The organism is Halarcobacter sp., assembly GCF_963676935.1.
GTDB lineage: Bacteria > Campylobacterota > Campylobacteria > Campylobacterales > Arcobacteraceae > Halarcobacter.
Genome location: NZ_OY781470.1, coordinates 1421972 through 1442075, shown reverse-complemented (window position 1 = coordinate 1442075; position 20104 = coordinate 1421972). Strand labels below are relative to the sequence as shown.

Sequence of the window (20104 nt, the reverse complement as noted above, 5' to 3'; positions counted from 1 at the left end):
AAAATAGAATCTCTAAATTAATATTAATACTTTTATTTTTACAAGGAATTATGATGGGTGCTATAATAAAGCATATAAATATAAAAGGTGTAGATATTCCTGTTGTTTTTGAACAAGAAAAATCATTACCTATATTAAATTTACAATTAGTTTTTACAAATTCTGGATATATGCAAGATAAAAAGCATAGTGGACTTACTTCAATTAGTGCAAAATTACTTAATGAAGGTACAAAAAAACTGGGAAGTATTAAATTTGCTGAAAAGCTAGAAAATTCTGCAATTTCACTACATACAAGTAATGGTTTTGAAACATTTGTTATTGAGTTATCATCTTTAAAAGATGTTCATGAAAAAGGTTTAAAACTATTAAGTGATTTATTAAAAGATCCAAACTATAGTAATGATGTTTTAGAAAAAATCAAAACTATTCAAACTGGTTCTTTAAAAAGAAAAGAAAATGATTTTGATTATGTTGCATCAAATAATTTAAAAAAATTAATATTTAAAGACACTCCTTTAGAAAACCCTTCTTCTGGAACAATTAAAACTATTTCTAAAATAAAACTTGAAGATGTTGAAAAACAGCTAAAAAACAATTTAGATTTAAATAATTTAATAATTGTAGTTGGTGGAGACTTTAAATATGAAGAGATTATTTCAAAAATAAAAAATAGTATAAAGGTTTTAAACGCACAAAATAAGAATAAAGAGATAAAAATAAGCCCATCTTCAAAACCTATAACTAAAGAGACTATAAAAGATACTCAACAAGCATATATCTATTTTGGTAGTCCTTTTAATGTTAATGTAAAAGATGAAGACACATATATGGCAAAAGTGGCTTCTTTTATATTAGGTGGAAGTGGTTTTGGATCTAGATTAATGGAAGAGATTAGAGTAAAAAGAGGATTAGCTTACTCTGCGTATGGTTATGTTTCTATTAATAAGTCTTATTCTTATTTTACTGGTTATCTTCAAACAAAACTGGAAAGTGCAGATGAAGCTAAAAATTTAGTTCAATCTTTAGTAAATGAGTTTGTTAAAAATGGTGTAAGCAAAGATGAACTGGATTCAGCTAAAAAGTTTTTATTAGGAAGTGAACCTTTAAGAACTGAAACACTTTCTCAAAGACTAAATAGAGCTTTTACACTTTTCTACAAAGGCTTAAGTCAAGATTATAATAAAAAAGAGTTAGAAAAAATAGAAAATCTTAAATTAGAAGCTTTAAATAAATATATTAAATCTCATAAAGAGATAAATAATTTATCATTCTCAATAGTAAGGAAATAGATTGTTAAGATTTGCTGTAAATACAACAAAAGATTTAAGTGTATCTAGTTTAAGAGTGGCTCTATTTAATTATATGTTGTCAAAAAAAACTGATGAAGAATTGATTATTAGAATAGAAGATATTGATAAAAAGAATAATATAGAGGGAAAAGATAAAGAGATTATTGATTTAATCAATCTTTTTTCAATTGAATACTCAAGTATAATTTATCAAAGCGAGAATTTAAAATATTATCAAAAGTTAGCAATGCAATTAATGGCTCAAAAAAAGGCTTTTGCATGTTTTTGTTCTGATGAAAAATTAGAAGAATTAAAACAAAAAGCAGAGGAAAAAGGTAAGAAATACAGTTATGATGGTTTTTGTGAGACTTTATCTGACGAAACTGTATTAAATTGTAATGCACCTTTTACTGTAAGAATTAAAAAGCCAAAAGAAAGTATAAGTTTTAATGATGAATTAAGAGGTAAACTTAGTTTTAAACCTTTTGAAGTAGATTATTTTAGAATTTTAACACATGATAAGTTACCTACATATAACTATGCATGTGCCATCGATGATATGCTTTATAATATTTCTACTGTAATTAGAGATGAAGATTTCATTTCTGATACACCTAGACAAATATATTTAAGAGAATCTTTAAATTATGATAAAGAGATTAAATATATACATTTAGCAAAATTAGAAAATGATGTTTTAGTAAAAGATTTAATTGATGAAGGTTTTTTACCTAGTGCAATTGCAAACTATCTATTATCTCTTGGAAATAAGACACCAAAAGAAGTATTTGAATTGGAAGAAGCTTTAGAATGGTTTGATATAGAAAAGTTTCCAAAGAAAAGTGTCAAATTTAATATAGAAGAATTAAAAAATTTAAATAAAAAACATCTTGAACTTATTGATGAGTTAAGACTTTCAAAAATATTAGGGTTTGCAGATACCGATATTGGAAAGCTTGCTAAGCTTTTTTTAACTGAAGTAAGTACAATAAAAGAAATTAAAACAAATATAGAAAAAGTATTTTCATCTAAAACTATATATGATGAAAATCAAGAAACTTTTGATAAATTAAAAAATTGTATTAAAAAAGCTCCTTATTTCGAAAGATTAGATTCTCTTCAAGATTATATATCTAAAGAAATTAATTTATCAAAAGATAAATATATTAAACCCTTAAAATATATTTTAACAGGAAAAGAAAATGGACCAGATATTTCTGATATTTATCCATTAATTAAAAACTATTTAGGAGAAATTGTAAAATGATAGATGCATTTTTAGGTTCAGTTTTTACAGTTATTTTAGCTGTTATTTCACTTTATAAATGGGTAATTATTATCTCAGCATTATTATCTTGGGTTAGACCTGATCCATATAATCCTATTGTTCAAATGTTATATAGATTAACAGAACCAGCATATGCTTTTGTAAGGAGATTTATCCCTACAGTTGTTGGTGGTATGGACTTAGCTCCTTTAATCGTTATTTTTGCATTAATTTTCCTAGAAACTTTTTTAGGACGACTATTTATGGGAATGTAATTTAGTTTAAAATGAGAAAAATTTTATTATCATTATTCTTAGCACATTTATTATGTGCTAATGATATAATTGAAACTTCACCTTTACAAGAAAATATTATTAATACTAATAATGAATTAAATTATGACTATATTTCTAATATGAAAAAAGGATTAACAAGAGATTTTTATATTAATGAATACTTAAAAACTGACATCTCTAGTAATGAAGCTTTTAATATACTGAATTTAATTGATAATATTAATAATAAATTATTTTTTAATTTTTCTAGAAAATATGATCATGATGAAACAAAAGCAGTTGCACAATGCATGCAAATGGATTACAAACAATTAATCCATAGCTACTCTGATTGTATAGTAAATGGCTTAACACTAAAAAAAGCTTCAAAACTATCATCTCTAGAGCTTAATACTATTATTCAAAAGATTAAAAACAAATACCCTTTATTTAGTAATAAACTTAAGGTGCTAGCTTCCCCTATCCCTTTTACAAAATTAATTGTGCAAAATGAAGATATTTTTTATGATATATTTTTAGGGGTAGATGAAAGATTTAGAGAAAATTATTTTAATTATAAAATTCCAAAAAGAACATTAAAAAAAATTCATAATAATAGTAAATTTAAAGAATTCTTAAAAGTTTCATTAACAAACCCTACTTTGAATCTTCTTCAAAAAACATTTAAAGATTTCGAAGATACTTCAAAATTAGATAGTGAATCTTTATTTTATTTTGCTATAAACTCTATTATTTTAAAAGATTACAATAAGGCATACAAATATTTATTAGATGCTAAAAAAAATGAAAAAAAGCAATTCCAAATTGATAAAATAGACTTTTGGTTATATCTGATTACAAAAGATAATAATATACTAGAAAAATTATCAATAAGTAACAATTTTAATTTTTATTCATATTATGCAAATGAGCTATTAGGGAATAAATTAGATGATTCTAATATTAATATTTTACAAATAGATGAGATTAATAGTATTAAAAATGATTATAATCTTAAAAGAGTAGCACTACTTTACTCTTTTGCAAAAATAGAATCAAATTTTGATAGAAATAAGATTTCTAAAGATTTTAATGTAGGCATATTTCAATTAGACTCTAATGTTATAAAAAAGATTACATTACAAAATAACTTATCTTATAATATCAACAACTTTTTTACAATAGAAAATAATATTAAATATATGAATAAATATTTAGATAGTTTAGCAAATCAAAATAATAATGATGTCTTAAAGACTTTTATCTCTTTTTATAATGCTAATAAAGAATTGAATAAAATAAAAACTTATAAATTAGAACACTCTTTAAGTAAATACTTAAATTTTGAATTACTTAACATAGATAACAAACAAAACTTTGTTCTTTGGTACGTCTTATATTATAATAAATTATCAGAAAATAAAAAAGATTTTACTACTATTAAGGCTATTTTAGAAACTTTATAATAGTTTGACCCCACACTGGATGAGTTAATTTTAAATTTAAATTTTTTACTTGATCATCAATATTTTTAAAGTGTACAAGATAATAAGAAGCCCATTTATTTTTTAATGAAATATTTTTTAAAAAATCTGAGTCTTCTTTTAATTTAACTAAACTTAGAGGAGCTTCTTCATTAAGAGTTAATAAGAAACGATTTTCTATTAAATCATTATTATCAACATTTGCATAGTGTATTCCCACAATAAAACTATTTAATTTTTCATTTTCATATTTTGTAGAAATTTTATTTAAATATGTGGCAAATATCATTGCTTTTACTTCGTTATTATGTAATATATCTCTTTTTTTTGTGTATTGAACGGATAAGGCACTTTCAGGATTTTTTGTAAAATATTCCATAGATGTTTTGCTACTGCAACCTGATAAAACCATAATTAAAAATATAGGTAAAAGTGAATAATATTTATTCATTTAATTATCTCCAAATAATTGATAAATGAAATTCTACACTAAAGTTACTTTAACCATGATTTGGATAAAATCACCCTTATGAACAAGGAATATAAAAAGTTAGCAATTGCATTTAGTGGACCATCTAACAGTGGAAAAACAACTTTAGTTGTAAAAGTATCTGAACTATTACAAAAAAGTGGTTTTAAGGTTTGTATAGTTAAACATGATCCAAAAGACAAAGCAAATTTTGACGTACCAGGAAAAGATAGTGATAAATTTTCTAAAACAGGTGCAGATGTTGCGGTAGTAAGTCCCACGAGAACTACATTATTTAGGCAAAGCAGTTCTTCTATTGATGAAATAATTGAACTTTTTGATGAATTTGATTATTTACTTGTTGAAGGGTTAAAAAACTTACCTCTTCCTCGAATTTCAGTATTTAGAAATAAATTAGATGAAAACTATTTTTCTGTTACAAATGCTATAGCGTTTGATGAAACAATTGATGAAAATCAAATACCATCAGATATAGATAAATTAAATTTAAATAATCCAGAAGAGATAATTACTTGGATTGAAAATAATGCAAAGAGAGTATAATGAAAGAGATTTTAGAAGCAATTAAGACTGCTAGTATAGAAATTAAAAAAGTTATCGATAAAGGTGACACAAGTAAAAGTGAAAATGAAAACTCTACAGGAGATACCCAACTAAAACTTGATATAGCAAGTGATGTAATTATTGAAAAAATATTTTCTAAAATTTCGTCAATCAAAGAGATTGTAAGTGAAGAGCAAGAGGCTATTGTTCCTTTACATGAAGATGGAGAATATTTAATTGCATATGATCCTTTAGATGGTTCTTCTTTAGTAGATGTTAACCTTTCTGTAGGTTCTATTTATGGTATTTATAAAAATGAGTTCAATGCAGAAAATATTATTGCAGCAGTTTATGTAGTATTTGGCCCTAGAATTGAAATGGTTGTTGCAGCTGAAAATTGTGTTAAAATGCATAGACTTCATAATGGTGAATTTAAATATATTCAAGATATAAAGTTAAATAAGAAAGGTACTTTAAATGCAACAGGTTCTACACAAATGTGTTGGCCTAGTCATCATAGAAAACTACTAAATGATATGTTTGATGATGGATATTATTTAAGATATTCAGGAGGGATGGTTCCTGATTTACATCAGATTTTATTAAAAGGTGGTGGACTTTTTTCTTATCCTGGTACTACAGATAAACCAAATGGAAAATTAAGACAACTTTTTGAAGTTTTCCCTTTTGCATTAACTTATGAATTTGCAGGTGGTGCAGCTACAGATGGATTTAAAAGAGTTTTAGAAGTTAAAACTTCACACATTCATGATACAACTCCATGTTTTTTTGGTTCACAAGAAGAGATTTTAAAAGTAGAAGAAGTATATAAAGAATATGCAAACTAGCCAAGAATTAGATGAATGGGAACAAAAGCTTGAAGTAGTTCTTGAAGAATTAAAAGAGTGTCAAAAATCAAATAGTTTAAGTTCATGCACTCCATGCGAAAAGTTTTTTGAATGTGAACTTAGAAAAAAATATATTTTAGCCGTTTACGAATCTATGAACAAAGGTTCTGGCGGTGGATTTGAATTTTAATTAAATAAAAAGGTAATTATATGGAAAATAGTTCTAAAAATGTTTATATCACAACTCCAATTTATTATGTAAATGATGTTGCACATATTGGGCATGCTTATACAACAATTATTGCTGATATGTTAGCTAGATATTCAAGGTTAACAGGAGAAAAAACATTTTTTTTAACAGGTACTGATGAACATGGTCAAAAGATTGCACAAAGTGCTGAAGCTAGAGGAAAAACTGCAAAAGAGTATGCAGATGAAGTTTCAGGTAAATTTAGAAAACTTTGGGATGATTTTGACATTACTTATGATAAATTTATTAGAACTACAGATGAAGAGCATAAATTAGGTGTTCAAAAAGCATTTGAGACTATGTATAACAAAGGTGATATTTATAAAGGTGAATACGAAGGGTATTATTGTGTATCTTGCGAAACTTTTTTTACTGAAAAACAATTAGTTGATGAAGAGTTTTGTCCAGATTGTGGTAAACCAACTAATATTGTAAAAGAAGAGAGCTTCTTTTTTAAATTATCAGCTTATGAAGATAAACTTTTAAAATGGTATGAAGAAAACGAAGATTGTATATTACCTAGATCAAAGAAAAATGAAATAGTTAATTTTGTAAAAGGTGGATTAAGAGATTTATCTATATCTAGAACATCATTTGATTGGGGTGTTAAATTACCAGATTCAATTAATGAACCAAACCATGTAATGTATGTTTGGCTTGATGCATTATTAAACTATATTACTGCACTTGGTTATGGTAAAGACGAAGAGAATATGGAGTTTTGGCCAGCGAAAATTCAACTTGTAGGTAAAGATATTCTAAGATTTCACTCTATTTATTGGCCAGCTTTTTTAATGTCACTAGATCTACCTTTACCACAACATATTGCAGCTCATGGTTGGTGGACTAGAGATGGTGAAAAAATGTCTAAATCAAAAGGTAATGTGGTAAACCCTAAAGAGGTTGCTGATGCTTATGGTTTAGATGCATTTAGATATTTTATGTTAAGAGAAGTACCTTTTGGTCAAGATGGTGATTTCTCACAAAAAGCACTTATTGATAGAATAAACTCAGACCTTGGAAATGATTTAGGTAACCTACTTAATAGAATTTCTGGAATGAGTGGGAAATATTTTGATTTTAAAATAGATTCTAAAGATGTTGAAAAATTCCATAAAAAAGAGCTTGATGAAGTTAATGAAATATTAGCTGATGTTGAAAAATATATTTATAATATGCAAATAAATAGATATTTAGAAGATATATGGAAAGTATTAACAATAGCAAATAAAGCTATTGGAGATTATGAACCTTGGGCAAAAATGAAAGAAGGTAAAGAAGATGAAGCTATGGCTTTAGTTGCTTTAATTACTAATATAATGGCTAAAGTTGCCCTACTTTTAGATTCTGTAATGCCAGAAAAAATAGGAAAAATTGCAAATTCTCTTGGAATTACAATTAACACTCAAACATATAATAAGCTTATTTTAAACAAAGAGTTAATCTCTGAAACAGTTATTACAAAAGTTGAGCAATTATTCCCAAGAATTGAAGATATATTGTTAGAGCAAGCTAAACCTACTGATGTTTCAAAAACTGAAGTTGAAACTAAATCTTCTAAAAAAGTAGAAAATGATGAAGAACCTGACAATTTAATTACAATTGATCAATTTTTTGAAACAACTTTAAAAGTAGGAACTATAATTGAGGCAGAAGAGGTACCAAAATCAAAAAAACTTCTTAAATTACAAGTTGATTTAGGTGAAGGTAGAAATAGACAAATATTAGCAGGAATTAAAGAGTTCTATTCTGCTGAAGACTTAGTTGGGACACAAGCATGTGTTGTAGCTAACTTAAAACCTGCAAAATTAATGGGTATGCTTAGTGAGGGTATGTTAATGGCAGCTAAAGATGAAGATGGTTTATGTTTAATTAGACCAGAAAAATCGAAAAAATCTGGAACAAAAATAAGCTAGTGCAAATTTCATCTATTATTGATATTATTGATGGGAGATTATTAAATCGACCATCAATCTCTTTTATCTATTCAATTAAAACTAATGCAAAAAAAGTGAAAGAGGGAGATCTTTTTATTGTACAAAATGACGAAGATATCACTTTTGCTGTAAAAAATGGTGCATTTGCATTAATAGTTGATGAAAAATATGAGATTATAGATAATGAAATAGCTTGGATTCAAGTAAAATCTATAGAAGAAACTATAAAAAAACTAATAAGATATCTTCTTTCTACAAAAAGACTTACAGCATTTTATTGCAATGATGTATCTTATGATTTGTTTAATATCCTTAAGAAACCTACTGTTCATACAAATATAAAACTTGTTCCAAAAAATTTATCAAAATTTTTTAAAATATTAGATGATTTAGAAGAAAATGATACAATAATTTGTTCAAATCAAAGTGTATTAGAAGATATCTATCCTGTAAATTTTAAATTTAATACAAAAGATTATGAGATAAACAACTTAATAGAACATTCAATTTTTGAAACTACTTTTAGTTATAAAGAAAGATATTTTTCTAAAGTAAAGCTTTCAAGTTTATATATAAAAGAATTTTTAGATGTATATAGTTTCTTAGGTTTTGATGGGGACTTAAACAAATTAAAAAAATTTAATTGTTTAAAACCCATATTTGTTGATAAATTGATTAATCATACAGATTATGGACGAACAGATAAATTTTTAATTGCTCAGGACAATGAAGATTTAATTGAAAAAGAAGTTAAGTATTTAAAAAACAAATATAAATATGCAAAAATTTTATATCTTACAACAAATGAAATTGACGACAATAAAGATATAGATTATACTTTTATAAACTCATTAGATGAGATTAAAGAGTTTTTAAAGAAGGTTTCATTTAATGCTGTATATTTTATCGGTGTTAGTTATGATGAACTAAATGACCAAGTATCTAAACAAAATATTGAACCCTCTTTAATATAAACTTTTTTAATATATCATTCCAAAAGTGCTAACAACTTTTCCCACTACGAATATTTCATCTTTGTCTAAAATTTGTATTGGGTAATCCTTATTATCTGAAATTACATCAAACTTACCATCTATTCTTCTTTGAATTCTTTTTACAAATAATCCATGCGTAGTTGTAAATGCATAAATTCCATCTCTGCTTAAATCATTTTTTGTTTTATCAATAAATATTATATTATCACTATTTAAAGTTGGTTCCATAGAATCTCCAACTACATTAATAGCATCAATATTTTTTAAGTTCTCTTCTCCACCTAACATATTAATAAAATAAGGTGGCACTTCCAAACTTTCATATGAATCTTCAGCTTCATAAGCACCCCCACCTGCACTAACATTAACTTCTGGATAATATCTAATCCAATACTTATCAGTAGAATCTACAAGAGAACCTGGATTTTGATTATATAAAAGCCAATTAATAGAGATTTTCTTTTTTGCACAAAAATCTAAAATATTTGAGTAAGGAATTTTACCTCTATTTTTCATAGTCGCGAAATTTACTTGACTTAAATCTAATGCAGTAGCAACATCTTTATCAAAAATTTTTCCTAGTTTTCCATCTTTACTTAATATATCTTTTAATTTTTCAATAATTTCATTTACAACAAGCATATTTTCTCCTTTTTGTAATTATATTACATTTTGCAATATTTTTCAATAGTTTTTTAAAAAAAGTATAAAATTTTGAAAAATTAGTTAAAAGGAACTAAAAATGTCACAAAAAATTGAAAAAGCAGCAAATGGTTTAATTAAAATTTTATATAAACTAGATAACTTTTTACTATTATGTGGTAACAAAATATTATAATTATTATTTTGACATTATTTTGACATTAAATTATTAAATTTACTAAAAATTAATTAACATATAAATTTTACTAAAGCTTATTTAATATACAATACCATTACAAATTCACGGTGGTAACCACGGGGAGTAATATGGAAACAAACTTAATTGCTGAAGCATTAAAGTTTATGGTCTTAGGTATGGGAATTGTATTTACTTTTCTTATAGTCATGGTCTACGCTCTTAAATTACAAGCTAAGATAATAGGAAAGTATTTTCCTGAAAAGAAAGTAGAACCAAAAAAACCACAAACTACAACAACTTCAACTAACAACAACACTGCAAAAATGGCCGCTATCGTAGCTGCTGTACAACATCACAAAAATCTAAAAGGTTAATTTATATGGCTAAAAAATATATTGACGTCATGGATACTACATTTAGAGATGGATTTCAATCTGTCTTTGGAGGTAGAGTTTTAATGAATGATTTCTTTCCAGCTGTAGAAGCTGCAAAGGAAGCTGGTATAACACATTTCGAATTTGGTGGGGGAGCTAGATTTCAATCGTTATTCTTTTATTTACAAGAGAATGCATTCGAAATGATGGATAAGTTTAGAGAAATTGTTGGTCCAGAAGCTAACTTACAAACTCTTGCAAGAGGTATCAATACTGTTATGTTAGATACAGGTTCAAGAGAATTGGTTGAGATGCATGCAAAAATGTTTGCAAAGCATGGTGTATCAACTATTAGAAATTTTGATGCATTAAATGATGTTCAAAATTTAGAATATTCTGCTGAATGTATTAAAAAGTATGGCTTAAATCATGAAGTTGTAGTAACTTTAATGGATTTACCTCCAGGGTGTGAAGGTGCACATGATGTACCTTTTTATGAAAAAACATTAAGAAATATTCTTGACGCAGGTGTTCCTTATGATTCAATCTGTTTTAAAGATGCTTCAGGTACTTCATCTCCACAAAAAGTTTTTGAAACTATTAAGATGGCAAGAAAATTAGTTGGTGAAGATACACATATTAGACTTCATACTCATGAAACTGCTGGTGTATCTGTTGCTTGTTATTTAGCAGCATTAGAAGCGGGTGCAGATGGTATTGATTTAGCTGCATCGCCAGTATCAGGTGGTACTTCACAACCAGATATATTAACTATGATGCATGCTGTTAAAGATAAAGGTTATGACTTAGGTGGTTTAGAACTTGAAAAAGTATTAAAATATCAAGAAGTTTTAAATAATTGTCTTAAAGATTATTTTATGCCACCAGAGGCAACTCAAGTTTCACCATTGATTCCATTTTCACCAATGCCAGGTGGTGCTTTAACTGCAAATACTCAAATGATGAGAGATAATGGAACTTTAGATAGATTTCCTGAAGTTATTAAAGCTATGAGAGAAGTTGTTGAAAAAGGTGGTTACGGAACATCTGTAACACCAGTGTCACAATTTTATTGGCAACAAGCTTATGCAAATGTAATGTTTGGACCATGGAAACAAATTGCTCCAGGTTATGGGAAAATGGTATTAGGTTACTTTGGTAAAACTCCAGTAGAACCTGATTCTGAGATTATAAAACTAGCATCAGAAAAATTAAAACTTGAACCAACATCTGAAAATCCTTTAGATATTGCAGATAGAGATGAGAAAAAAACTTTTGTTTATTGGGAAAATAGATTAAAAGAAGAGAATATTGAAGCAACAGAAGAAAATATATTTATTGCTGCTGCTTGTGATGAAAAAGGTATTGCTTTCTTAAAAGGTGATGGTCCTTTAAGTGTAAGAAAAAATGATGATTCAACATGTGAAAACGATAAAGAATGTGTAGTAGGAGAAAATAAAGGTATGAGTAACGCAACTGGAAATTATACTGTAGTAGTAGATGGACAAAAATTTAATGTAACTGTAGCAGAGGGGAATGCTGATATTCAAGTAACACCTGCAACTGAGGCACCAGCAGCATCTAGTGCACCTGCACCAGCAGGAGGAACAGAGATTCCTGCAACTGTAGCTGGAAATGTTTGGAAAATGAATATCAAAGTTGGTGATGCAGTTAAAAAAGGTGATGTTGTAGCAATTCTTGAGGCAATGAAAATGGAAATTGATGTAGAAGCTCCTTGTGATGGAACTATATCTGCTATTTTAGCAAATCCTAGTGATCCAGTAGAAGAAGGTCAAGCAATAGCTACTATTAGCTAATTGTTTGAACAACTATTAAATTGGAGTATTTTAATGAATAAAAAAATTATGGCGTCAATGTTTTTGATTCTTTTTACTATTTTCTCAACTAGTCTTTTTGCTAGTGAAGCACATGTTGTTGCAGAAGATAGTGCTACAGAAGTTAAGCATGAATATAAGCCAAAATCAATTACAGATTTAATGGCATCATTTTATGAAACTACAGGTATAAATGCAATTTTAAACCCTAGTGATGATGTTATGACTTCTGAGCCAAATCCTGCTGATGCTAGAATTATGACTACCTTTGAACAAACATGGGGAAGAATTATCATGTTTGGTATTGTAATAGTGTTATTTTATCTTGCAATTGCAAAAGGATTTGAACCATTATTATTATTACCTATCGCATTTGGTGGCTTACTTGCGAATATCCCATTAGCAAATATGGGTGGGCCTCATGGAATGCTAGGAATTATTTATAATATGGGTATTGCTAATGAATTCTTCCCTCTTCTCATATTTATGGGTGTTGGAGCTATGACAGATTTTAGTCCATTATTAGCAAATCCAAAAGCAGCTATTTTAGGTGGTGCAGCTCAATTTGGTATTTTTGGTTCACTAGTTGGTGCAGTTGCATTGGGATTTGATTTACAAACTGCATCAGCAATATCTATTATTGGTGGAGCTGATGGGCCAACATCTATTTTTATTGCAAATAGATTAGCCCCTGAAATGCTTGGTGCAATTGCTGTTGCAGCATATTCATACATGGCATTAGTTCCTGTAATTCAACCACCAATTATGAAAGCATTAACAACAGAAGCGGAAAGAAAAATTAAAATGCCTAAATTAAGAAAAGTGCATAAGTTAGAAAACCTTTTCTTACCAATTTTAATTTTATTCCTTGCAATTATGTTTTTACCGGAGTCTACACCACTTATTGGAGCATTTGCATTTGGAAATTTCTTAAAACAATCAGGAGTTGTTGAGAGACTTTCTGATACAATGCAAAATTCATTGATAAATATTGTTACAATATTCTTAGGTCTTGGAGTTGGTTCTAAACTTGCGGCGGATAAGTTTTTAGTTTTAGAAACTTTAGGAATTATGGTTATTGGTCTTATTGCATTCGCTGCAGGTACTGCAGCTGGTGTTCTTATGGCAAAAGTAATGAATAAATTTTCATCTGAAGAATCAAAAGTTAATCCACTTATTGGTGCTGCAGGTGTTTCAGCTGTTCCAATGGCGGCTAGAGTTGTAAGTAAAGTTGGACAAGAGTATGATAGATCAAATGTATTATTAATGCATGCTATGGGTCCTAATGTAGCAGGAGTTATCGGTTCTGCCGTAGCTGCTGGTGTACTTTTATCAATTTTTAAATAAAAAAGAAAAATAGGGAAAAAAATGTCAGAAATCAAAGATACACTTGGACTAGAAAACGTAGGGACAGTGTATAGAAATCTTGATGTTGATACATTAATTCAACATGCTGTTGAGAATGAAGGAGCAAAGGTTTCTTCAACTGGTGCTTTAATGATAGATACTGGTATATTTACCGGTAGAAGTCCAAGAGATAAATTTTTTGTTAATCAAGATCCATCAAATAAGTATATAGCTTGGGGTGATATTAATTTTAAAGTATCAAAAGATGTTTATGAAGCGTTAGAAGTAATTTCTAAAAAACAATTAAGTAATAAAGATTTATATGTTACTGATGTATATTGTGGATCTTCTTTAGATAGTAGAAAGTCTGTAAGATTTATTACTGAAGTAGCTTGGCAAGCACATTTTATTCAAAATATGTTTATTGTTCCTCCAAAAGAGGATTTAGAAAATTTTGAGCCAGAGTTTACAATCTATAATTCATGCAAAACTATGGATATGGCATATGCTAGTCATGGTTTAAATTCAGAAGTTTTTGTAGTATTTAATGTTGAAGAAAATACTGCATTAATCGGTGGAACTTGGTATGCTGGAGAGATGAAAAAAGGTGTTTTCTCTATGATGAATTACTGGTTACCATTGGAAGGTAAATTATCAATGCATTGCTCTGCCAATGTTGGAAAAGATGGTGATACTGCCCTATTCTTTGGATTAAGTGGTACTGGTAAAACTACTTTATCAACTGATCCTCACAGAGCACTAATTGGTGATGATGAACATGGATGGGATGATGAAGGTGTATTTAACTTTGAAGGTGGTTGTTACGCAAAAGTTATTAACCTTGATGCTGAATCTGAGCCAGATATTTACAATGCTATTAAAAAAGGTGCAATTCTAGAGAATGTTGTTGCTGATGAAAATGGTGTTGTAGACTATACTGATGGTTCAAAAACTGAAAATACAAGAGTTTCATATCCAATCAATCATATTCCTAATCATAAAAAAGATATGAGGGGTGGACATCCTAAAAATATTATTTTCTTATGTGCAGATGCATTTGGAGTATTACCTCCTGTAGCAAAACTTGATAAAAGACAAGCAATGTATTACTTCCTGAGTGGATATACTGCAAAAGTTGCAGGAACAGAAAGAGGAATTACTGAACCTGTAGCTACATTTAGTTCTTGTTTTGGGGAAGCATTTTTACCTCTTAATCCAACTGTATATGCTGAACTTCTTGGAGAAAAAATAGATAAACATAACGTTAATGTTTATTTAGTAAATACTGGATGGACTGGTGGTCCATATGGTATTGGTTCAAGAATGAGTATAAAAAACACAAGAGCTTGTATTAATGGAATTTTAGATGGTTCTATTAATAATTCAGAATTTGAGACATTACCTATTTTTAATTTAGAAATCCCAAAAACTTTAAATGGAGTAGAAACAAAAGTTTTAAATCCAAGAAATACTTGGGAAGACAAAGAATCATATGATGAAACTGCAATAAAACTTGCTAGTATGTATATTGAAAACTATTCTAAAAAGTATTTAACTTTAGAAAGTGATTATGATTTTACAGCAGCAGGTCCTAAAATCTAATAAATTTTTTATTTATTTATTTTCAAAAAGGAGTGGAATTAATTCCACTCCTTTTTTTATTTTATAAAGGGTGTTATTATGCTTATTTCAAATTTTTTAAATGATTTAAAAGACAATTCAGATGAAATTGTTTATTTATGTGCTTTTCATATGTTAAATAAACAATTTGATATTGAATCAGATGAATTAAAGAGTTTGGAGATAATTAATTTTTTTATTGATTATAACAATTATGATAAATATTTAAATGATTATGCAAATGTTATTTATAATAAATATGAATCATCTAATAATGAGGTTTTTGAATCTTTATGTAACTATTTTAATGAAAATCCTGATAATAAATACCTTTATAAATATAGATTAAAAAGAGTTATCAATCAAGATCCAAAAAAATATTTAACTATTGAAGATTCTGAAATGAGAAACAATGCAATTTTTAGAGTTGAGGATAAAATTAAAGTTATTGAAGAGTCAGAATATTATAAAAGTAATTTAGAGACTTTAGATAAAAGTAAAATTGATGATTTAAAAAAAGATATTGTTTTAGTTAAACGAGCAGTAGGTCTTTAACCTACTACACTTTTAACACTCTATTTGTATCTCTTCAACTATTTCTAAACCAAATCCATTTAAACCAACAAAAGAGTGTTTACCTCCACTGGTCATAAGTTTGATTTTCTTTACATCTAAACAGTTTAATATTTGAGCCCCTATTCCATAATCCTTTTGAGATTCTTTATGGGCTGTATCATCATTTAAAAATACTAGTAGTCCATTTTTTGCTTGTAAAAAGTTAATTGTTTTTAACATAGAATGTAATTTTTCATCATTTAAGAAAAGTTCAATATCTGGAATTATAGTATGAAACTTAACATGTGTTAAGTCATTTAATTCTCCAAATTGAATTGCTGTATGAATTTGCCCAATATGGTCTTTAAATTCTTTTTTAATCACATCTGTATTAAAAAACTTTATTTCTTCTGAAGATATTTCTTCAACAAGCTTTTCATGAGATAGTCTATATTCAACTAAATCTGATATATAGATTTGTTTTAAATTGTGTTTTTGTGCAAATATATCTAAGTCATCACGTCTTGCCATTGTACCATCTTCTTTCATGATTTCGCAGATAACTGCTTCCCCATTAAGACCTGCTAATTTACATAAGTCTACTGAGCCTTCAGTATGACCCGTTCTTACTAAAACTCCACCATCTTTTGCTATAAGAGGAAAGATATGTCCAGGTCTTACAAGTTTTTCAGCCTGTGAGATTGGATTAGCTAATATCTTAATTGTATCATCTCTCTCCCCTGCACTAATACCTGTTGCAGCATCTACTGCATCTACTGATACAGTAAATGCTGTTTCATAAGATGATGTATTAGATGCTACCATAGGGTTTAATTCTAATCTATTTGCAGTTTCTTTTGTAACAGATACACAAATTAAACCTTTTGCATGTGTAGCCATGAAATTAACTTTCTCAGGAGAGCTTAGTGGTGCAGCGTAAACTAAGTCCCCCTCGTTTTCTCTATCTTCATCATCAAGCATAATAACCATATTACCTTTTTGAATCTCTTCAATTGCTTCTTTTACTCTTTGTATTGCATTCATAAATTCTTCTTTTATATTTTATTTTAAAAATTATATCAAAAATTTCAAAATTTAATCTAAAAACTCTTGACAAAAGAATAGATTTTTACTATAATTTCGGCACTTAAAAAGTTGGGGTATCGCCAAGTGGTAAGGCAACGGTTTTTGGTATCGTTATTCGCAGGTTCGAGTCCTGCTACCCCATCCACTTTTTTAAGTTCAAGTCGCGGAATAGAGCAGTCCGGTAGCTCGTCGGGCTCATAACCCGAAGGTCGTTGGTTCAAATCCAGCTTCCGCAACCAATTATTATATATGATGTCTTATGTCAAGGTAGCTCAGCTGGCTAGAGCGCTGGTCTCATAAGCCGGAGGTCGAGAGTTCAAGTCTCTCTCTTGACACCATAAAAAATCTGAAATCGTCAGATGGATAGACATCATTTTTCCATTCTCTTTTTATTGTTTGATAATAATTAATCTACTTAAATGAAGAGAATAAAATGCTGGTGTAGCTCAGTTGGCTAGAGCAGCTGATTTGTAATCAGCAGGTCGGGGGTTCGACTCCCTTCACCAGCTCCATTTTAGGCTCATTTGCGAGAACCAAAGTTGAAACAGAAAACTGAATAAAAATAAACTTTTATATAATTGAAAAATTCCAATGCTTTATATTCTGTTTCTTCTTTGTAATAACTCTCTTAATCACTTGTCGCTTCGTTTATTGCTTCTTTAGTATCTTCATATACTTCTACAGAAGTCTCTTTTGTTTTTTTCCAAACTTTTTTGCTAGTTTTTTTAGTTGCTTTCCATGCATCAGAAGAGTCCTTTTTAGCACCCTTCCAAGTAGCACATCCATTAAAAATAAAAATTATAATTGCAAAAGAAAATAAAAACTTCATCTTATATCCTTATATTGTAATCTCTTTAATATCAGCAATTTTTTTAAATGCTTGATAAACTTTACCAATAATATTCTTTCTATTAGTTTTTATTTTAATATCTTCATGATTTACAAATACATTATCAAAAAATGCATCAAGATTTTGTTTTAATCCAAATAATGCTTCTAATTCTTCATCATAAGTTGGATAATCTTTTGAAATAATAATATTAAAGCTTTCAACTAACTCTTTCTCTTCTTTATCTTCAAGTAAATTAGTATCAATCTCTAATTCTTGTTCTACATCAATATCTTTTATTATATTAGCAACTCTTTTAAAGGTTGCAGAATATTCTTTAAAGTTGTCACTAAGAACAATAGGGTTTAAAGCACAAAGTTTTTGAGAGACTTTATATATATCACCCTCTTTACTACCTAATACTGCTTTTAAAACAGATGGATTAACATCAAAAATTTTAAATAATCTTTCATTAAAGAATTCTAGTAATTGTTCTTTTTTTAAGCCTTTATAATTATTAGATAAAGAATCAATAATTTTCTCAAGATTTAAAGGTAGTTTATGTTCAATTGCTATTTTAACAATACCTGCTGCTGCACGTCTAAGACCAAATGGATCTTTTGAACCACTAGGAATTTTACCTACGCTAAATAATCCCATTAGATTATCAAGTTTATATGATAAGGCGATAATAGATGAGAATATATTTGAAGGTAATTCAGAATCTTCTCCATCAGGAAGATATTGCTCTTTTAAGGCAGTGCAAACTAAAGTGTTTTCTTTTGCAATATTTGCATAATAGTATCCCATAAGACCTTGAAGCTCTGTGAATTCATAAACCATTTCAGACATTAAGTCTGCTTTACTTAACATTACCGCTCTTTTTACAAGCTCTTTATCTTCAACATTAAAAATATCTGCTAAATAGTTTGCAATAACAGCTTCCCTTTCACATTTATCATACATAGAACCTAAACCTTCAACAAATACAAGTTTTTTAAGCCCTTCATTTGACAAACCATTATTTATATCATTTTTCCAGAAGAACATTGCATCTGCAAGTCTTGGTCTTAATACTTTTTCATTACCAGATATAATATGGGAGAAATCATCAGTTTTTGAATTAGATACAACAATAAAATTATTTGATAATTTTCCATCTTTATATACAGCAAAATATCTTTGGTGTTCTTTCATTGATGTTACTATTACCTCTTCTGGTAATTCTAAAAATTCTTTATCAAAAGTTCCAATTAATGCAGTAGGAAATTCAGTAATAGCAACTACCTCTTCTAATAAATCTTCATCAATCTCAATTTTAACATTGTTTGAAACTTCTATCTCTTTCATTTGAGAAAGAATTGTTTTTCTTCTCTCATCTGGGTAAAGAATAACACCATTTTTATCTAATTTACAAAAATAATCTCCTGCAAAGTCAAAACTAAATGGCTCATAAGATACCATTCTATGAGGGTATGAATTGTTTGATGACGTTACACCAAAAAGCTCTGCTTCAACTTTTTCTTCACCTAATAATATTGCAAGGTTTCTGATTGGTCTAATAAAGCTATCACTTCTGTTTGCCCATCTCATTGATTTACCAAAATTTAAAGAGTTGATAAATTCATTAAGCATTTCATTTAATAAAAGATTAGATTGTGTTCCTACAACCTCTCTTTTGAAGTATAAAACTTCCCCTCTTCCTTGGTCAATTTTTTCAAGTTCTTCAACACTAACACCACATTTCTTAGCAAAACCTATTGCAGCACCTGTTGGTTCACCATCTTTAAAAGCTATTTTAACAGGTGCACCAAACATCTCTTGAACAGAATCTTCTTGTTTAATTTGGAACTCTCTATGCCATAATACTAATCTTCTTGGTGTATAAAAAAAGTCAAATTCACACAATAATCTATTTTTTTCTAATATTTCAGCCCATTTTTTTTCAATATTTGGAAGTTCTTTTAAAAATGGTATAGCTGGTAGTTCTTCAACACCAATCTCTATTAATAGTGGTTTATTCATTAATTTTATCCTTATCAGAGTTCTTCTTTTCTTCAATTTCATCAAGTTTTTTTGTATGTTTTTCTATTTGTTGTTTATTAAAGCCTTTAATAAACATAAATATCATAAAAACAAATAAAACGAGTACAATTACATCTAAAATTTCTTTCACATTTATCCTAATTATTTATTATAAAAGGTAAATATGTTATCGAATTTTTGCTTATTTCTA

Annotated in this window: 20 protein-coding genes and 4 tRNA genes; 18 read left to right on the top strand and 6 right to left on the bottom strand. The window is 28.0% G+C overall.

Annotation, left to right across the window (positions count from 1 at the left end; genetic code table 11):
• Positions 1–53 precede the first annotated feature (53 nt).
• From ACKU4C_RS07010 to ACKU4C_RS06995, 4 genes are read left to right on the top strand one after another with little or no spacing between them, the layout of a single operon-like run.
• Positions 54–1292 carry a pitrilysin family protein gene (locus ACKU4C_RS07010; protein WP_321315648.1) on the top strand — a complete coding sequence of 413 codons (1239 nt, stop codon included), beginning with the start codon at positions 54–56 and terminating at the stop codon, positions 1290–1292.
• Position 1293: 1 nt separating this feature from the next.
• Positions 1294–2559 (top strand): glutamate--tRNA ligase, encoded by a 1266-nt coding sequence (gene gltX, locus ACKU4C_RS07005; protein WP_321315646.1) that lies wholly within the window; start codon positions 1294–1296, stop codon positions 2557–2559.
• Positions 2556–2834, top strand: coding sequence for a YggT family protein (locus ACKU4C_RS07000; protein ID WP_320034008.1), 279 nt, complete (start codon positions 2556–2558; stop codon positions 2832–2834). Before gltX ends, ACKU4C_RS07000 begins: the two co-directional genes overlap by 4 nt.
• Before the next feature lie 11 nt (positions 2835–2845).
• A complete protein-coding gene (locus ACKU4C_RS06995; protein WP_321315643.1) occupies positions 2846–4300 on the top strand; it encodes a transglycosylase SLT domain-containing protein in 1455 nt (484 codons plus the stop codon).
• On the opposite strand, the gene ACKU4C_RS06990 is transcribed toward ACKU4C_RS06995, so the two are convergent.
• Positions 4281–4769: a hypothetical protein gene (locus tag ACKU4C_RS06990; protein ID WP_321315641.1), complete on the bottom strand. Its 489-nt coding sequence runs from the start codon at positions 4767–4769 to the stop codon at positions 4281–4283. The two genes, ACKU4C_RS06995 and ACKU4C_RS06990, sit on opposite strands and share 20 nt — an antisense overlap.
• A gap of 78 nt (positions 4770–4847) precedes the next feature.
• Here ACKU4C_RS06990 and mobB point away from each other — a divergent pair, with 78 nt between their 5' ends.
• The 5 genes from mobB to ACKU4C_RS06965 are packed head-to-tail and all read left to right on the top strand — an operon-like array spanning position 4848 to position 9360.
• A complete protein-coding gene (gene mobB, locus ACKU4C_RS06985) occupies positions 4848–5351 on the top strand; it encodes a molybdopterin-guanine dinucleotide biosynthesis protein B (RefSeq protein ID WP_321315638.1) in 504 nt (167 codons plus the stop codon).
• Entirely contained in the window at positions 5351–6199 is an 849-nt protein-coding gene (locus ACKU4C_RS06980) for a class 1 fructose-bisphosphatase (RefSeq protein ID WP_321315636.1), read from the top strand. The genes mobB and ACKU4C_RS06980 overlap by 1 nt, the downstream gene beginning before the upstream one ends.
• The gene (locus tag ACKU4C_RS06975) at positions 6189–6389 is read left to right on the top strand and encodes a hypothetical protein (protein ID WP_321315634.1); all 201 of its coding nucleotides are present in this window, start codon (positions 6189–6191) and stop codon (positions 6387–6389) included. Before ACKU4C_RS06980 ends, ACKU4C_RS06975 begins: the two co-directional genes overlap by 11 nt.
• Before the next feature lie 20 nt (positions 6390–6409).
• Positions 6410–8365: a methionine--tRNA ligase gene (metG, locus tag ACKU4C_RS06970; protein ID WP_321315632.1), complete on the top strand. Its 1956-nt coding sequence runs from the start codon at positions 6410–6412 to the stop codon at positions 8363–8365.
• Entirely contained in the window at positions 8365–9360 is a 996-nt protein-coding gene (locus ACKU4C_RS06965; protein ID WP_321315630.1) for a peptidoglycan synthetase, read from the top strand. Before metG ends, ACKU4C_RS06965 begins: the two co-directional genes overlap by 1 nt.
• A gap of 6 nt (positions 9361–9366) precedes the next feature.
• Here ACKU4C_RS06965 and ACKU4C_RS06960 read toward each other — a convergent pair whose 3' ends face one another.
• Entirely contained in the window at positions 9367–10023 is a 657-nt protein-coding gene (locus ACKU4C_RS06960) for a S24 family peptidase (RefSeq protein WP_321315628.1), read from the bottom strand.
• A gap of 327 nt (positions 10024–10350) precedes the next feature.
• Here ACKU4C_RS06960 and ACKU4C_RS06955 point away from each other — a divergent pair, with 327 nt between their 5' ends.
• From ACKU4C_RS06955 to ACKU4C_RS06935, 5 genes are all read left to right on the top strand, one after another.
• A complete protein-coding gene (locus tag ACKU4C_RS06955; RefSeq protein ID WP_321315626.1) occupies positions 10351–10596 on the top strand; it encodes an OadG family transporter subunit in 246 nt (81 codons plus the stop codon).
• Positions 10597–10601: 5 nt separating this feature from the next.
• Positions 10602–12413, top strand: coding sequence for a biotin/lipoyl-containing protein (locus tag ACKU4C_RS06950; protein WP_321315624.1), 1812 nt, complete (start codon positions 10602–10604; stop codon positions 12411–12413).
• Between the two features lie 33 nt (positions 12414–12446).
• Positions 12447–13778, top strand: a complete 1332-nt coding sequence (locus ACKU4C_RS06945) for a sodium ion-translocating decarboxylase subunit beta (RefSeq protein ID WP_321315622.1) — start codon at positions 12447–12449, stop codon at positions 13776–13778.
• Between the two features lie 21 nt (positions 13779–13799).
• Entirely contained in the window at positions 13800–15380 is a 1581-nt protein-coding gene (gene pckA, locus ACKU4C_RS06940) for a phosphoenolpyruvate carboxykinase (ATP) (RefSeq protein WP_321315621.1), read from the top strand.
• Between the two features lie 78 nt (positions 15381–15458).
• Positions 15459–15953, top strand: a complete 495-nt coding sequence (locus tag ACKU4C_RS06935) for a hypothetical protein (protein WP_321315619.1) — start codon at positions 15459–15461, stop codon at positions 15951–15953.
• Between the two features lie 12 nt (positions 15954–15965).
• Here the strand turns inward: ACKU4C_RS06935 and ACKU4C_RS06930 are convergent, their stop codons facing one another.
• Positions 15966–16997, bottom strand: a complete 1032-nt coding sequence (locus tag ACKU4C_RS06930; RefSeq protein WP_321315617.1) for a bifunctional 3,4-dihydroxy-2-butanone 4-phosphate synthase/GTP cyclohydrolase II — start codon at positions 16995–16997, stop codon at positions 15966–15968.
• Positions 16998–17109: 112 nt separating this feature from the next.
• On the opposite strand from ACKU4C_RS06930, the gene ACKU4C_RS06925 reads away from it, so the two are divergent.
• The 4 genes from ACKU4C_RS06925 to ACKU4C_RS06910 all read left to right on the top strand — a co-directional run bounded on the left by ACKU4C_RS06925 (position 17110) and on the right by ACKU4C_RS06910 (position 17551).
• Positions 17110–17184: transfer RNA gene (locus ACKU4C_RS06925), tRNA-Gln, on the top strand.
• A 17-nt stretch (positions 17185–17201) separates the two neighbouring features.
• A tRNA-Met gene (locus tag ACKU4C_RS06920) sits at positions 17202–17278 on the top strand.
• Between the two features lie 22 nt (positions 17279–17300).
• Positions 17301–17377, top strand: a tRNA-Met gene (locus tag ACKU4C_RS06915).
• A gap of 97 nt (positions 17378–17474) precedes the next feature.
• A tRNA-Thr gene (locus ACKU4C_RS06910) sits at positions 17475–17551 on the top strand.
• A 116-nt stretch (positions 17552–17667) separates the two neighbouring features.
• Here ACKU4C_RS06910 and ACKU4C_RS06905 read toward each other — a convergent pair.
• From ACKU4C_RS06905 to ACKU4C_RS06895, 3 genes are read right to left on the bottom strand one after another with little or no spacing between them, the layout of a single operon-like run.
• Positions 17668–17868, bottom strand: coding sequence for a hypothetical protein (locus ACKU4C_RS06905; RefSeq protein WP_321315615.1), 201 nt, complete (start codon positions 17866–17868; stop codon positions 17668–17670).
• 9 nt (positions 17869–17877) lie between these two features.
• A complete protein-coding gene (glyS, locus tag ACKU4C_RS06900; protein WP_321315613.1) occupies positions 17878–19893 on the bottom strand; it encodes a glycine--tRNA ligase subunit beta in 2016 nt (671 codons plus the stop codon).
• The gene (locus tag ACKU4C_RS06895) at positions 19886–20044 is read right to left on the bottom strand and encodes a hypothetical protein (RefSeq protein ID WP_321315610.1); all 159 of its coding nucleotides are present in this window, start codon (positions 20042–20044) and stop codon (positions 19886–19888) included. Before ACKU4C_RS06895 ends, glyS begins: the two co-directional genes overlap by 8 nt.
• Positions 20045–20104 lie beyond the last annotated feature (60 nt).